This window comes from Hwanghaeella sp. 1Z406 (assembly GCF_048892425.1).
Lineage (GTDB): Bacteria > Pseudomonadota > Alphaproteobacteria > UBA8366 > Aestuariispiraceae > Pacificispira.
This window is the reverse complement of the sequence record NZ_JBLZHU010000003.1, coordinates 90,796-105,915: the sequence shown is the minus strand read 5'-3', so window position 1 is coordinate 105,915 and position 15,120 is coordinate 90,796. Positions and strand designations below refer to the sequence as shown.

Annotated in this window: 17 protein-coding genes; 5 read left to right on the top strand and 12 right to left on the bottom strand. The window is 55.8% G+C overall.

All coding sequences use genetic code 11. From position 1 onward, the window contains the following. Positions 1–32: 32 nt before the first annotated feature. The 4 genes from ACOSDR_RS07835 to ACOSDR_RS07820 all read right to left on the bottom strand — a co-directional run bounded on the left by ACOSDR_RS07835 (position 33) and on the right by ACOSDR_RS07820 (position 3,951). Positions 33–860 carry an ABC transporter permease gene (locus ACOSDR_RS07835; RefSeq protein ID WP_420730882.1) on the bottom strand — a complete coding sequence of 276 codons (828 nt, stop codon included), beginning with the start codon at positions 858–860 and terminating at the stop codon, positions 33–35. Continuing rightward, a complete protein-coding gene (locus tag ACOSDR_RS07830) occupies positions 853–1,815 on the bottom strand; it encodes an ABC transporter permease (protein WP_420725707.1) in 963 nt (320 codons plus the stop codon). The genes ACOSDR_RS07835 and ACOSDR_RS07830 overlap by 8 nt, the downstream gene beginning before the upstream one ends. Then, positions 1,815–2,942, bottom strand: a complete 1,128-nt coding sequence (locus ACOSDR_RS07825; RefSeq protein WP_420730881.1) for an ABC transporter ATP-binding protein — start codon at positions 2,940–2,942, stop codon at positions 1,815–1,817. Before ACOSDR_RS07825 ends, ACOSDR_RS07830 begins: the two co-directional genes overlap by 1 nt. Positions 2,943–3,138: 196 nt before the next feature. Continuing rightward, positions 3,139–3,951 carry a helix-turn-helix transcriptional regulator gene (locus tag ACOSDR_RS07820; RefSeq protein WP_420730880.1) on the bottom strand — a complete coding sequence of 271 codons (813 nt, stop codon included), beginning with the start codon at positions 3,949–3,951 and terminating at the stop codon, positions 3,139–3,141. Between the two features lie 115 nt (positions 3,952–4,066). Here ACOSDR_RS07820 and ACOSDR_RS07815 point away from each other — a divergent pair, with 115 nt between their 5' ends. Next, positions 4,067–5,095, top strand: a complete 1,029-nt coding sequence (locus ACOSDR_RS07815) for a histone deacetylase family protein (protein ID WP_420730879.1) — start codon at positions 4,067–4,069, stop codon at positions 5,093–5,095. Beyond that, positions 5,092–5,970, top strand: coding sequence for an N-carbamoylputrescine amidase (gene aguB / locus ACOSDR_RS07810; protein WP_420725711.1), 879 nt, complete (start codon positions 5,092–5,094; stop codon positions 5,968–5,970). The genes ACOSDR_RS07815 and aguB overlap by 4 nt, the downstream gene beginning before the upstream one ends. 21 nt (positions 5,971–5,991) lie before the next feature. Here aguB and ACOSDR_RS07805 read toward each other — a convergent pair whose 3' ends face one another. From ACOSDR_RS07805 to ACOSDR_RS07780, 6 genes are all read right to left on the bottom strand, one after another. Beyond that, a complete protein-coding gene (locus tag ACOSDR_RS07805; protein WP_420725712.1) occupies positions 5,992–6,570 on the bottom strand; it encodes a hypothetical protein in 579 nt (192 codons plus the stop codon). A gap of 86 nt (positions 6,571–6,656) precedes the next feature. Beyond that, a complete protein-coding gene (locus tag ACOSDR_RS07800; protein ID WP_420730878.1) occupies positions 6,657–7,601 on the bottom strand; it encodes an Hsp33 family molecular chaperone HslO in 945 nt (314 codons plus the stop codon). A gap of 39 nt (positions 7,602–7,640) precedes the next feature. After that, positions 7,641–8,552: an ornithine carbamoyltransferase gene (gene argF, locus ACOSDR_RS07795; protein ID WP_420731059.1), complete on the bottom strand. Its 912-nt coding sequence runs from the start codon at positions 8,550–8,552 to the stop codon at positions 7,641–7,643. After that, entirely contained in the window at positions 8,539–9,741 is a 1,203-nt protein-coding gene (locus tag ACOSDR_RS07790; protein WP_420730877.1) for an aspartate aminotransferase family protein, read from the bottom strand. Before ACOSDR_RS07790 ends, argF begins: the two co-directional genes overlap by 14 nt. A 150-nt stretch (positions 9,742–9,891) precedes the next feature. Continuing rightward, positions 9,892–10,479: a uracil-DNA glycosylase family protein gene (locus tag ACOSDR_RS07785; protein ID WP_420725715.1), complete on the bottom strand. Its 588-nt coding sequence runs from the start codon at positions 10,477–10,479 to the stop codon at positions 9,892–9,894. Further along, a complete protein-coding gene (locus ACOSDR_RS07780) occupies positions 10,476–11,204 on the bottom strand; it encodes an NAD-dependent deacylase (RefSeq protein WP_420725716.1) in 729 nt (242 codons plus the stop codon). The genes ACOSDR_RS07785 and ACOSDR_RS07780 overlap by 4 nt, the downstream gene beginning before the upstream one ends. A gap of 49 nt (positions 11,205–11,253) precedes the next feature. Between ACOSDR_RS07780 and ACOSDR_RS07775 the strand changes: the two genes are divergently transcribed. The 3 genes from ACOSDR_RS07775 to ACOSDR_RS07765 are packed head-to-tail and all read left to right on the top strand — an operon-like array spanning position 11,254 to position 13,543. Next, on the top strand, positions 11,254–11,739 hold the full coding sequence (locus ACOSDR_RS07775; RefSeq protein WP_420725717.1) for a low molecular weight protein-tyrosine-phosphatase: 486 nt from the start codon (positions 11,254–11,256) through the stop codon (positions 11,737–11,739). Next, the gene (locus ACOSDR_RS07770) at positions 11,736–12,632 is read left to right on the top strand and encodes a fructosamine kinase family protein (RefSeq protein WP_420725718.1); all 897 of its coding nucleotides are present in this window, start codon (positions 11,736–11,738) and stop codon (positions 12,630–12,632) included. Before ACOSDR_RS07775 ends, ACOSDR_RS07770 begins: the two co-directional genes overlap by 4 nt. Before the next feature lie 8 nt (positions 12,633–12,640). Next, positions 12,641–13,543, top strand: coding sequence for a hypothetical protein (locus tag ACOSDR_RS07765; protein ID WP_420725719.1), 903 nt, complete (start codon positions 12,641–12,643; stop codon positions 13,541–13,543). A gap of 25 nt (positions 13,544–13,568) precedes the next feature. Here the strand turns inward: ACOSDR_RS07765 and hemF are convergent, their stop codons facing one another. Both hemF and ACOSDR_RS07755 read right to left on the bottom strand, forming a co-directional pair. Further along, the gene (gene hemF / locus ACOSDR_RS07760) at positions 13,569–14,447 is read right to left on the bottom strand and encodes an oxygen-dependent coproporphyrinogen oxidase (protein WP_420725720.1); all 879 of its coding nucleotides are present in this window, start codon (positions 14,445–14,447) and stop codon (positions 13,569–13,571) included. 75 nt (positions 14,448–14,522) lie between these two features. After that, positions 14,523–14,978 (bottom strand): tRNA (cytidine(34)-2'-O)-methyltransferase, encoded by a 456-nt coding sequence (locus tag ACOSDR_RS07755; protein ID WP_420730876.1) that lies wholly within the window; start codon positions 14,976–14,978, stop codon positions 14,523–14,525. Positions 14,979–15,120 lie beyond the last annotated feature (142 nt).

Genomic DNA, 15,120 nt, shown 5'->3' with positions numbered 1-15,120 from the left:
ATCAAGATACGGGATGGTCCCCGCACCCCTCGTTACTTGCGCTTTCGTCCCAGAATGAAAAACAGCGCAACAAACAACACCGACAGGCCCAGCAACAAGGTGGACACTGCGTTGATTTCCGGCGTGATACCGCGCCGGATTTGTCCCAGAACAAAGATTGGCAAGGTGGTTTCACCGGGACCTGCAACCAGCAGGGTGATGATCACGTCATCCAGCGACACAACAAAGGCCAGCATGCCGCCCGCAACGATGCCCGGCATCATCAGGGGCAGCGTGACCCGCCGGAAAACCTGCCAAGGGGTCGCATAAAGGTCGGTTGCGGCGGTTTCCATTACCAGGTTCATATCCTCCAGCCGCGCGCGGATCGGCATATAGGCAAAAGGGATACAGAATACGGTATGGGCCAGCATCAGATAGCCAATGCCCGTCACGCCGGTCAGTTGCTTGATCAAAGAGAAAAATGCCAGGGTGGATACGGCGGTGACGATTTCGGGAATCATCAAGGGCTGGTTGATGATGGCATAGACCAGGGTCTGGCCCTTGAACGGCGGCACTCTGGTGGTTGCCAGGGCTGCCATTGTTGCAAATGTGGTGGCAAATACGGTTGCGACCAGCGCAACCTGCAAGGAAATCATCGTGGCGCGCCGAATTTCGTCATTCGCCAGGGCCGATTCATACCAGCGCAGGCTGAATTCGGTCCACAGTACAACAGATCGATTGTCATTGAAGGAGAAGGTGATCAACACCAGGATCGGCGCATACAGGAAGAACATGCAAATCCAGGCGATCTGATCAAATCCGGGCTGTTTGCGCAGATCCATCATGCGGCGGCGCGGTGCCGCTTTACTGGTCTCAGCCATGTCGTGCCCCCTCCTTGCCGCTGTATCGGACATAGACAAGCAGGGCGATCATCACGACGGCCATCAGGATCAGGGCCGCGGCTGAGCCAAAAGGCCAGTTGCGGGAACTGCCAAATTGCAGGGCGATCAGGTTGCCGATCATCAGCTCCTTACCACCCCCCAGCAGTTCCGGGGTGATATAGGCACCCAGTCCCGGAATGAAGACCAGAATGCAACCCGCGACAATGCCGGGTTTGGTCAGCGGCAGAATGATATTGCGCAACACCTGAAAACGCGTGGCATACAGATCATATCCGGCTTCAACCAATTTAAAGTCCAGCTTTTCCAGGGATGCATAAAGCGGCAACACCATGAAAGGCAGATAGCTGTAAACCAAGCCAATGAAGACGGCGGTGCTGGTGTAGAGGATGTTTATCGGATCATCGATCAGCCCGATTTTGATCAGGCTGATATTGATGATCCCCTCATCCCGCAAAATCAGCAACATGGCGTAGGTGCGGATCAGCAGATTGACCCAGAACGGCAAGGTTATCAGGAACAGCCAGATCGTGCGCTGTTCCCGGGGCTTGCTGGCGATGAAATAGGCTGTGGGAAATCCCAGCAAAAGCGCGCCGATCGTGGTGAAGAAGGCCAATGCGATCGACCGACCGTAAATCTGTAGATAGGAGGTTGAGAAAGTCAGCGTATCGTCGAAAATATCCCGTTCGAACAGGAATTGCAGATACCCCTCGCCAGACAGTTTCCAGACAACACCGCCATAGGTGTCGGGCGATAGAACGGAATACAGAATTGTGATCGTCAGGGGAAACAGCCCGACGATGCCGATGACCAGTACTGCGGGCGACAACAGGAACCGGCGAGTCTTGCGGGCGCGGTCTTCATGGGCCGCTTTGGCATGGGCCAAACGCTGCGCTGCGTTATCCAGTGTCGAAGCGTTTGATCCCGGCGCGTCCATCAGTCGATCAATACCTGTAAGTGTTCGTCGGGAAAGATCAGGCCGATCGCCTCGCCGGGATTACCGCCACCGGAACTGCTGCGCGCGATAACGTCGGTCCCATCTTCCAGGGTGATGTGGGTATTTGTGCCCGACCCGAAGTAGACGACGTTGGAAATCGTACCGGAAACGGTGCAGTTTGAATCACTTTTGTCACACAGGCGGACATTTTCCGGCCGTATGGCGACACTGACCGAACCGGGCTTGAGCGTGTCCGATGAAAGGCGGGCCTTCACCTCATTGCCTTTGCTCAGTCGGATCGTACCATGTCCATCCGATACGCTCAGCATTTCGGCGTTCATGATGTTGATATCGCCAATGAAATCCGCCACGAAACGGCGTGCCGGATGATTATAGATATCCTTTGGACCGCCGACCTGCAGAATATGACCGGTATCCATGACCGCGATCCGGTCCGACATGGTCAGGGCTTCTTCCTGGTCATGGGTGACAAAAACGAAGGTGATCCCGGTTTCGCTTTGCAGGCGTTTCAATTCGATCTGCATTTCCTTGCGCAGCTTCAAATCCAGCGCGGACAGGGGTTCATCCAGCAGCAATACCTTGGGATGCGGGGCCAACGCGCGAGCAAGCGCGACGCGCTGTTGTTGTCCACCCGACAGTTGGTCGGTACGTCGGTCGGCCAGTTTGCCCATTTGCACCAGGGCCAGCATCTTCTTCACAGTGTCGTCGATTTCGGCCTTGGGCTTATTCAGCATTTCCAGGCCGAAGGCGATATTCTGTGCCACCGTCATATGGGGAAACAGGGCATAGTTCTGAAACACGGTATTGACCGGTCGCTTATAGGGCGGCAGATGGCCGATTTCCTGACCATCCAGCAAAATAGACCCCTTGGTGGGCAATTCAAAACCGGCGATCAGGCGCAACAGGGTTGTCTTTCCACAACCTGATGGACCCAACAGGGTGAAAAACTCGTTCTCGCGGATCGTTACCGATACATTGTCCAAGGCGGTGACAGCATAACTGCCACTGCCGAAGCTTTTGGTCACGTTCTCCGCCGTGACCATAGGCCGCTGCGACTTTTCCCCAGACGGTTTCGATGCGTCGGAAAGAGTGCTTGTCTCGCTCATTTTAAAGTCCCCTGTTGAGAATTGTTCTATCGCTATCTGTCACATGATCTGACGTGTCATGTTTGTTTAAACAAGATATGCGATAGTCATCTCTAGCGTTAAAACGGTACGCCGCCCCATGCGGCCCCGTAAATATCCCCCTAGGGGTAGTATCCTGGGGGTATGTGCAGTCTGTCGCAGGCTGACCGGCCCATGTTCAGACCCTCTCGATGCCGGATAAGGCGCTTAAAAACAAAGAAAACAGTTCGCTTTGTGAGGATATCTGCAATTTTCTGTACATGTTCTTGCGATGGATTTTAACTGTGCCTGGGCTGATCGAGATTATTCGCGCAATTGATTTTGATGAATGGCCTTTCAGAATCAAACTGGCGATTTCCCGTTCCCGTTCGGTCAGGTGATCGGTTCCAAAGCGGGCCAGAGCGGCATCAATCTCCTCGGCGGGCACCCCTTCATCAGAGGGGCCGTTGTTATAGGCTTCATGCACGAAATGGCGTCTGTTCAGCGCACTGAAAACCGGCAGAACGCGCCGGAATTCAGTGATCTCGCGTGCGGTAAATCTGGGTTCGTCTATCAATCGACCGATGGAATAGAACAAATGTTTACCCGCGGGCAGGTCGATCAGGATCGCCATTTCATCGCGCAATCGGATCGAATGGTAATATTGTTTGAAATAGGTCGATTGCTGAAACCGATCCGGTGCCACGTCATTGAGCCGCAGGGCGTCGCACGGGGCATAGTCCCGATAGGCCACATAGAACGGATCCAGCAGATAGGCCCCATCCAGATAGCGATCGACAACTTCTGACCGGCGTTCCACGCGCACATTGTCATACAGATGGACGGGTCGCCGCGTGCCGTTCAACAGCGTCAGAAGGCATCCTCTGAACGGTGCAATGTATCGCAGATAGTCCAGTCCCGTTGGAATGAAGTCAGCCGTCCCCACGGATGAAATCGCTGCCGCCAGCGCTTCCTCCACGGTATCTGTTTTTGGCCTGGCCAAATGATACACGCAATATAGTTCCCTGTTTTAATCATCCCATCCCTAAAGGGATATTTACGCGCAATGCGTAATTGGCTCATGCTACGCTAAAATATACCGATCTGAGAAGGGGAGTCTGTCGGAAATGCTGACTATTCAAACTGATAAGCATAAATTGCGGGATGCAAAGACCGAATTGCATGGTGGATTGCTGGTGCCCCCGTTTGAATGTCCGGCGCGCGTCGACCGAATTTTAACCCGTGTGCAGCAAGTCAATCTGGGACCGGTGCAAGAACCGGATGATTTTGGGCTGAAACCGGTCCGGCGCATTCATGATGGGGAATTTCTGGCATTTCTGGCGGGCTGCTGGGATGAATGGCAGGCGGCAGGCTTTGAAGGGGAAGCCATCGCGACCTCTTGGCCCGCGCGGCGTATGCGCGTGAAACCGCCAAGCTTCATCGATGGCAAGATCGGGTACTATTGTCTGGCGTCTGAAACTGCGATCAGCAATGGCACCTGGGAGGCAGCCCAGGCCAGCGCCAATGTCGCCCTGACGGCGCAGGCCGCGATTGCGAAAGGGGCCCAGTCGGCATTTGCCCTGTGCCGCCCGCCGGGACATCATGCTGCTGCGGATATGTTCGGCGGCTATTGTTTCATCAATAATGCCGCCGTCGCCGCCCAGGCCTTCCTGGATCAGGGTGCGTCGCGCGTTGCCATCCTGGATGTGGATTTCCATCATGGAAATGGCACGCAGGATATTTTCTATGGTCGGGATGATGTATTCTTTCAGTCGCTGCATGGCAGGCCGGAGGATGCCTTCCCGTATTTCCTGGGTTATGCCGATGAGAAAGGCGCTTCTGCAGGGGAAGGGTTCACGGAAAACTATCCCTTGCCGCCTGGTACGGCCTTTGATGCCTGGGGGGATGCCCTGGCGACATCAATCAAACGCATTCACGATTATGGCCCGGATGCGGTGGTGATTTCGCTGGGCGTGGATACGTTCAAGGACGATCCGATTTCGTTCTTTAAACTGGAAAGCGATGATTACAAAACCTATGGCCGGATGATCGCCGGACTGAACCGTCCAACTCTGTTTGTCATGGAAGGCGGCTATGCCGTCGAAGAAATCGGCATCAACGCCGTGAATGTTTTGATGGGGTATGAAGACCGATGAGTGAGACCCGCAGTCTGACCGTTGCCGCAACTCAATTCGCCTGCAGTTGGGATATTGAGGATAACCTGAACAAGGCAGAGGCGCTGGTGCGTCAGGCTGCTGCGAAAGGGGCGGGGCTGGTCCTGTTGCAGGAATTGTTCGAAACCCCGTATTTTTGTCCAGATCAGAAAGCCAAGTATCTGGAATTGGCCCAGCCGATGGAGGGGAATCCCCTGATCGCGCGTTTTTCGGCCTTGGCAAAGGAATTGGGGGTGGTGCTGCCCATCAGCTTTTTTGAGCGTTGGCACAACACTTTCTTCAATTCCATCGCAATTGCGGATGCGGATGGAATTGTGCTGGGCCTGTATCGCAAGAGCCATATCCCGAATAATCCGGGCTATCAGGAAAAATTCTATTTCAGTCCTGGCGATACCGGTTTCAAAGTGTGGGACACCGCCGTTGGGCGGATCGGGGTCGGCATTTGCTGGGATCAGTGGTTCCCGGAATGCGCCCGGATCATGGCCCTGCAAGGGGCGGAGGTGCTGCTGTATCCAACGGCGATTGGCAGTGAACCCTCTGCGCCCGATTATAGTTCCAAACCGCATTGGCAACGGACCATGCAGGGACATGCTGCGGCCAATATCATGCCATTGCTGGCCAGCAACCGGATTGGTTCGGAACAGCATGAGACGGCGGATATGACATTCTATGGCGGGTCATTTATCGCCGATGAGACGGGCGGTCTGGTCGCTGAAGCTGACGGCGAAAACCAGGGTGTCATCACGGCAACGTTTGATTTGGATGCGATCCGCTCCATGCGGGCATCCTGGGGTGTGTTCCGGGATCGGCGCACAGACCTTTATGGCCCGTTACAATCCCTAACAGGAACGCGCTAGAGCAATAGCTAGCATGATGGTCTAGCGCAGGAATGCCCCAAAAAACTGGTTCAGGCCACCTTCTAGCTGTTTGTTCAGGTCGACCGCCATTTCTTCCGTCATCTTGTACCAGACACCTTCCCGTTCGTTCAGGGTAATGTCTTCGGCAACAGAGCGTTTGCGTTCCACTGTTGTGGCAGAAGCCGCCGTTGTCCCCGCATCCGGGTTTTGGGCGCTCATCTCAACGACCAGATGTGCGTCATATCGCTGAGCCTGATCGACCGTCACCAGACCGGTCAACCCGGTCGACGTTTTCAGGGGGACTTCAACAACGCTGGCATCCTTGATGGTGAAGATCAATTCACCACTAGTGCCGACAGGCTCTAGGCGGTCTTTGGCCCATTGTGCGGCCATTTGCATGGGGGGCACGGGGAATTCGCCGTCGACATTCGGGGCCGTGGTTTGGTTCTGATAGGCCTCAACCACTGTGATTTTGGCGACATCCAGCTTGATCTTTGGAAGATGGGCAAAGGTGATGTCCGCATAGCGCGGTACTGAAACTGGCGTTGTGCATGCCGCCAACAGTCCTGCCATTAAAATCAAAAAGCCACGCCGTATCATTGCCATTTCCTTATGTTTGCCGCGTTCCGTCTTGGTCTCATGATTCTGATGATTGCCGCAATCATCCCGGATCAATGCGGCGACAGTTAGGCAGATGTATGTCCCAGATCCGCATCGGTGAAGACTTCGGTGCGGGAACAGAATTCACACGTCACTTCATAGGTTCCATCGTCTGTTTTTAAGTCTTCCATCGATCCCGGTTCCAAGGATTTCAGCACATTCTCGATCTTTTCGCGTGAACAGCGACATTCTTCCGTGATCGCACGGGCAGGAAATACCCGCACCCCGTCTTCATGGAACAGGCGGAACAGCAATTCGTTGGGGATCAGGTCCGGATCCAGCATTTCCTCTGGTTTGGCAGATTTCAACAGCACCATGGCGCGTTGCCATGCATCCTGATCGGCATAGCCGATGCTTTTATCGCCCCCTTCTTCCGGCAGGCGCTGAACCAGTAAGGCGGCGGCCCCAATGGTTCCATCCGGGCGTCGCCCTGCAGACAGGTTCACTGCCGAAGCGAACTGGTCGGATTGTTCAAAATAGCGTTGCACGCATTCGGCAACCGTCGCTCCTTCCAGAGCAACGATCCCCTGGTAACGTTCCATTTTGTCACCCTGATCAACGGTAAAGGCCATATAGCCCTCACCCAGCAGTTTGGGGATCGGGGCGGCAATCGCTTCGTGTAGCGGCGGGACTTCGCCTTTGATCTGGGCATAGCCCCGCATTTTACCGTCGCTGGTCACGTCTGCGACCATCATAGGCACTGGACCATCGCCCTTTGTCTGCAAGGTGAAAACGCCATCAAACTTCAAGGCGGCGGCCAGGCCGGCGCATAAAGCCAGCATTTCTGCCAGCATATACTGCACGGCATCGGGATAGCCATGGCGCGACAGGATCGCATCGACCGATGGGCCCAGCTTGACCATGCGGCCATGCAGACCGGTCTTGTCGATCATATAGGGCTGGATACAGTCGTCGGTTGGGCCGCCGGTATCCAGGCTGTTTGGTTCAGTCATGTGTATAGGATCGGCCATGATGGCTTACCTTCTTTCTAATGCTTAAGAGTTTGGCGCTCAGATCTGGTTCAGGCACCACAGCAAGATGCCCTTTTGGGCATGCATGCGATTTTCAGCTTCATCCCAGATCACCGATTGCGGGCCGTCAATGACGCCTTCTGTCGCCTCTTCGCCACGGTGGGCGGGCAGACAATGCATGAAGATCGCATCGGGGGCGGCCTTGGCCATCAGGGCCTCGTCCACCTGAAAGGGTTTCAACTGATTATGGCGCACGGGCGCGTCGGTATCGCCCATGGAGACCCAGACATCCGTTACAACGCAATCCGCACCGGCCACGGCATGATCCGCATTGTGCAGAATTTCCAGCTTGCATCCTTGTTCGATGGCCCAATCCACCACATCGCGGGGCGGTTGAAGCTCCTCCGGGCAGGCAATACGCAGCTTGAACTTGAACCGAGCGGCCGCATGGATCCAACTGGTGGCCATATTATTGCCATCGCCTGCCCAGGCCACGGTCTTGCCCGTGATCGGACCGCGATGCTGTTCATAGGTCATGACATCGGCCATCAACTGACAGGGATGGGTGCGGTCCGTCAGGCCATTGATAACAGGAACCGTCGCGTATTCTGCCAGTTCCAGCAACTTTTCCTCGGCGGTTGTGCGGATCATGATGGCATCGACATAGCGGGACAGAACGCGGGCGGTATCGGCAATCGTCTCACCGCGCCCCAATTGCGTTTCTGCTGGTGTCATGACGACAACATCGCCGCCCAATTGCTTCATACCAACGTCAAAGCTGATTCGCGTGCGGGTCGATGGCTTTTCAAAGATACAGGCCAGGACCTTCCCTGCCAAAGGTTTGGCAGCGGACGGGGCTGGATTGCGCACCGCATTGCCTGCATCCAGCATGGCCCGCAAGGTCGCTTCGTCGAAGTGATCCAGGTCCAGAAAATGTTTAGGCTGCATCATCATTACTCCAGGCCCCGGCCACCGCGTCGATTAGTGCGATGGCTTCATCAATTTGTGCCTCTGTGATGATCAGCGGGGGCAGCAGTCGGATGACATTTTCCCCAGCCCCAACGGTCAGCAGTCCCGCATCCCGTAAGGCGTCGATGACTTTCAGGTTGCTGACATCGGGCTGACAGACCAGGCCCTGCATCAGGCCTGCACCGCGTGCGGCTGCAAAGACTGTGGGGTGACGGGCAACCAGGTCTTCCAGGCGGGACCAGAAATATTGGCCCGTCTTTTCAACGCCCTCCAGGAATCCGGGGGCCTGGATGACATCCATCACCGCATTGCCAACTGCCATTGCCAGCGGATTGCCGCCAAATGTCGTGCCATGGGTTCCGGGTGTCAGACCCTGGGCTGCTGCTTCTGTCGACAGAATGGCCCCCATCGGGAAGCCGCCGCCAATGCCTTTTGCTGTAGCGATTGCGTCGGGTTTGATATCAGCCCATTCATGGGCCCACATTTTGCCGGTTCGACCATTGCCGGACTGCACTTCGTCCAGAATCAACAACAGACCGTATTCGTCCGCTGTCTGGCGCAATTGTTTCAGATAATCCAGCGTTGCCGGGCGAATGCCGCCTTCACCCTGAACCGGCTCCAGCAGGATCGCGCCAGTTTCGGGTGTGATGGAATCGCGCAGCATGTTCATATTTCCAAACGGAACATTATCGAATCCGTCGACTTTGGGCCCAAACCCATCCAGATATTTCTTGTTGTTGGCCGCAGCAATCGTCGCCAGAGAACGCCCATGGAACGCACCATCCACGGTGATCACGCGATACCGTTCCGGATGGCCCGAAACAGAGTGATAGCGGCGGGCCAGCTTGATCAGCCCTTCCAGTGCTTCAACGCCGGAATTGGTGAAAAAGACGCGATCGGCGAAGGAGGATTCCGTCAGCCGCTTGGCCAAACGCTCCCCTTCCGGAATCGTGTATAAGTTCGATGTATGCCACAGCTTGGCCGCCTGATCCTGCAAGACCTTCACCAGATGCGGATGGGCATGGCCCAAACTGTTGACGGCAATCCCGGCATAGAAATCGAGGTATCGTCGCCCCGTCGTATCCCACAGATAGACGCCCTCCCCACGCTCCATCGCAATCGGCGACCGGGCATAGGTGTTCATCACTGCGGATTGGGTCGAGTCAGACATCTCCTCGTTCTCTCTTTCTGCTAAGGGACACTTCGGCGGACCTATACCCGACGAAGCAAAGGCGGGAAAGTGCCGGGCAAGGGAGTTTCTGTCAATGAGATAGAGATTAAACCTTACTGAAAAACCGCTACAGGCCGTAAAGTTGGGGGCTCAAGAAACCAGGTGCAGCGTTTGTGCAACCTTTTCGCGCAACAGGGGCAGCACATCTGTATCAAACCACGGGTTTTTGCGTTGCCAGGCGACGGTGCGCCAGGATGGGTGGGGTAAGGGCAGAATACCTGCTTGCAGGTGATGCTGAAAGTTGCGAACCGCCTGTGTCATGGTCTGGCCTGACCCCAGATAGCGCCGTTGGGCATAGCTGCCAACCAGCAGGGTCAGGGTCAGGTTTGGCAGATGCGCGCGCAGCCGATCATGCCATGTTGGCGCGCATTCCGGGCGGGGCGGCATATCGCCCCCCTTTGGATTGCGCCCCGGATAGCAAAAGCCCATCGGCATAATGGCGACCTTTTGGTCATCATAGAAATGGTCCGGGTTGATCTGCATCCAGTCTCGCAGACGCTCCCCCGATGGATCATTCCAGGGAATCCCGGTTTCATGAACCTTCGTGCCCGGCGCCTGTCCAATGATCATCAGCCGCGCGGATGGTGTCATACGCACAACCGGTCGCGGCCCTAATGGCAGATGGTCGGCACATAGGGTACAGGCGCGTACCTCTTTCAACAGGGTATTCAGGCTCATGCGGTATAGCGCAATATCTGGTCGACGACCTGGGGCACCATTTCAGTGGCGGGGCCATAGACGCCATCATCAAACAGGCTTGCCCCTTCCGATGGTTCCAGGCTGATTTCGACCGTTTGCGCCGTCCCGGCCTGGCGGACGGTTTGCACAAATCCAGCCGCTGGATAGACATTGCCAGAGGTGCCGATGGACAGAAACAGGCCACATCGCCCCAGCGCCTCCGCGATTGTATCCATCATGAAAGGCATTTCGCCAAACCAGACGACATGGGGGCGCATCCCGCCCTTGCGACCACAGGAAACGCAACTGGTCTGGACCGTTAAATTCATATCCCAAAAAGAAACGGCATTGCAGCTGCTGCAGCGGGCCTTCAGTAATTCGCCATGCATATGGATCAGATTCCGGCTGCCGGCGCGTTCATGCAGGTCGTCGATATTCTGGGTGACCACCAAGACCTCTGCGGGCCATTCCCGCTCCAGCCTTGCCAGGGCCTCATGGGCCGCATTCGGTTTGATGGCGGGGTCCAACAGGCCGCGTCGTCGGTCGTTGTAGAATTCATGCACGCGGTTCGGATCGGTCTTAAAGGCTTCGGGCGTGGCGACATCTTCTATCCGAACCGTCGCCCAGATGCCGTCTGCATCGCGAAAGGTCGACAGGCCGGATTCTTTCGAGATGCCAGCTCCGGTCAGTATCACAATAGGAAAGGCGCTGTTGCTTTCTGTCATCGTGACGTCATGATATCCAAGGTTCGTATGTCTTACGAGAGGCGATTCGATGACAAAAACAAAGCCCCATCGCGTTCTTATGGTTTGTACCGGAAATATCTGTCGTTCCCCCAGCGCGGAAGTCGTGTTGCGCCATATGGCTGAGGATGCGGGCCTGGGCGATAGAATATCAGTCGACAGCGCCGGCACTGCCGACTGGCATACTGGTGAGTCCCCCAGCCGTCTAGCCGTCGTTGCGGGTCAGGCGCGGGGCTATGATTTCAACGGCGTCAAGGCCAGACCATTGCAGGCTACAGATTATCAGGAATTCGATTTGATTTTGGCCATGGATGAGGGGCATCACGCCATTTTGATGAAAGCCTGTCCAAACACGGCGCACCATAAGATAAAGATGTTTCTGGAACGGGCGCCCCAGGCTGGTCGCGTGGATGTTCCCGATCCCTACTATGGGGATATCACTGATTATGAATACGCGCTGGATCTGATTGAAATGGGATGCCGTGGCTGGGTAAGCCACCTGCAAGGCACTGCGTGACTCCTGATGTACGACGCAGGGCGGAAGCCGCACTGGGGTCCAGAATCCGGCACAGTCAGCCCCTGAGTGGCGGAAACATAGCCCAGGCCACCCGTATTGCAACCGATGATGGGCGGGATTTGGTCGTCAAGCATATGGTGCCGCGACGGCAATCGCCGCATCCTACCTTCGGAACTTTGCCCAAGGCGACGCTGAAGGATGAGGCTTTTATGCTGGACCGGTTGCGCCAAACGGGTGTGGTCCCGGTTCCAGATGTCGTTCATGTGGCGCCGGATTTACTGATTCTAACCTTCGTGGACTGCGATCAGGAGGCCCTGTCGAATACGGGGCAGACTGCGCTGGCCGATGTCCTTGCGGCATTGCATATCCATACGGCAGCGCGTTTTGGCTTCGACAGGCCAACGCCAGTTGGTCCAGTGCAACGCCCCAATGCCTGGAGCGAGGATTGGCTGTCATTCCTGCGCGATCAGCGATTGATGTTTTTCGGGCATTTGGCACAACAGGCGGGGCGTCTGCCCGATGGCTGCTTCGCGGGGCTTGAAAAGCTTTGCACCCAGCTGGATCGATGGATACCGATGAACCGGCCGCCCAGCCTGATCCATGGCGATCTTTGGATTGGAAACATCCTGTTTCGACAACAGCGTTTAGCAGCCCTGATCGATCCAGCCACTTATTATGCCGATGCAGAGATTGAATTGGCCTTTCTGCCCTTGTTCAGCGGCGTCGGGGCTGCGTTTTTTGAACGATATCATGCGCATCGACCCATCGACCCCCTGTTTTTTGAAGAGCGCCAAATGCTGTATCAATTGGAGCCATTGCTGGCCCATGCTATGTTTTTCGGTGGCGGCTATGGCACACGCGTCCATCAGATTGTCCGGCATTACGGGGGGTAAGCAGGCGCTTGACCTTATTTAAATTCAAAAAACCATCGATCCGGCTTATCGCTATTGGGGGCAGTGCGTTTGCTGCCCTGATGATCGCCATTGCCTTGATCCTGTATCCGACTGTGCCCCCGATGGGCGAAGGCAGCCGTTTTATGGTGCATCAACCTGCTGGCATAACGCCAGGACACCCCTTCGCCTTCCGGGATCCGGATCGATATGTGCTGATTATTTATGTCAATGGATCGACCGCGGAATCCAAGCCTGATCCGTGTAACACCAGCAGGCCGGGCATCAATATTCCAAAGACGGCGACGGATTTGGTGGGACAGCGGATTGGGGGGTATGAAATTCTGCTGTATGCTTTTTGCACCCCGACCAAGATTGGGGGGTTTAATCAGCCCGATGGCGATGGCGTGCCCAAGGTGATCCGCCGCGCTGATGAACTTCAGGCCTTGCTGGCCTATATTGCACGCATCGGGTTTCCGCCCGAACGCACCTTTGTCATGGGGCAATCGGCAGGGGGGTGGGCCGGTCTGCTGGTGCAACGACGGGATCAGACACCAGTCGCCGGTCTGGTCGCATTCGCCCCGGCATTCGCGGGGCATACCGGACGCCGCAAAGACGTCTGGCAGCAGGAGCGGGACCGCCAGGCCGCCTATATCGCCCAGGCATCCCGACTGAATGCGCTGGTATTTGGGTTCGAACAGGATCGGTTCGAGCCGCCCCAGGTGATGGGGTGGTTGCGCGCGATTCCGGGTGTCACCTATGTCACCCTATCTGGTCGATCCCTCTATGGCATGGATTGCGAGAACAAGGTTCCCCATGCAACGGTCTTTAAAGACTGTTTCCGGTATTTTCAGCAGCGTCGGATATTGGATTATCTGGCCGCGCAGCTACCCGCCGCAGTTCCGCAGATGTAGGTTCTTGATCTGAAATGCAGGATGTTTACGGCCAGGTCGCCAAAGGGGGCAGGGACATCAAAACCGCATCAGGATTGCCGCCTGTCATCAGGCCGAATCGCGTTCCGCGATCATAGACCAGATTGAATTCGGCATACAGGCCACGTTTTTCCAACTGCCAGGCGCGATCCGCATCCGTCCAGGGTTCACCCAAATGCCGGCGCACCAGGGCCGGATAGATATCCAGAAAACATTTTCCGACATCCTGTACGAAGGCAAAATCACCATCCCAGTTGCCGGAATCCAGGTAATCAAAGAAGATCCCGCCGACACCGCGCGCCTGATTCCGGTGCTTGATATAGAAATATTCGTCACACCATTCCTTGTATCGCGGGTAATTCGCACAGGAATGGGCATCGCATGTGGCTTTCAGGGCCGCATGAAAATCCGCTGTATCCTGTGGGATTTCGACCATGGGGTTCAAATCCGTGCCACCGCCGAACCAGTTTTTCGACGTGACAATCATGCGCGTATTCATATGGATCGCAGGCACTTTGGGGGAGCGCATATGCGCCACCAGGGAAATGCCGCCAGCCCAGAATTTCCCATTGCTTTCTAAAGCACCTGGGATTTCGGTGCGGAATTGTTCGGAAAAAGTGCCATGCACTTCAGAAATATTGACCCCCACCTTTTCAAAGACACGGCCGTTCCGCATCACGGACATGACACCACCGCCGCCCTGGGAGTCTGATTCATCAGGCCGTTGCCATGCCTTGCGTTCAAAGGTTTTCGCAGGCAGGTCAGCATGGGGCAGGTCAGAGGGTAGTTCCGTTTCAATCTGCTCGAACGCGGCGCAGATTTGATCCCGAAGACTGCGGAACCAATCCGTTGCCTTGGTTTTCCGGCTCTCTAATGCCTCAGTCATGCGCAGCTCTCCCATTATGTCCTGATTTAAGCAGGGTGTTTTGTGTCAATATTACTTTACATACAATGTCGCGCCCTATTGGGGAAGTCCATCGGTTGCGCGCAAGGCTTCGGCCAGTATCATGCCGGCAGACATTGCAACATTCAGGGATCTTGCCTCTGGTCGCATCGGAATGCGCAGGCGCGCACCAGCGGCATTATGAACATCTATGGGAACCCCGGCCCCTTCTGACCCAAACAGCAATATGTCGTTGGTGTGATATTCGAATTGGTAGGCTGATACCGCCCCTTTCGTCGTGGCCAGTACCAGGCGTTCCGGTCGGGCCGCACGAAAGGCATCCCAATTGGCGTGGCGTGTCAGATGGGCACTGGCAATATAGTCCATTCCCGCACGGCGCAGTTTAGCGTCCGTCCAGACAAAGCCACATGGCTCTATCACCTCCAACGGCACGCCGAAACAGGCGCATAGTCTTAAAATCGCCCCGGCATTCTGGGGAATATCGGGTTGGAACAAGGCGACGCGCAAGGGCATGGACTCTGGCACCTGGATAATGTGACGGGGCTCAATAGGGACTGCATTTGCCTGAGCCTGTCAATTGTGACCATGCGACACTTTCAATCCGGGAAACAATACAGTATACGAAGCCATGGCTGGGGGTTCGAGCCAGCAAAAT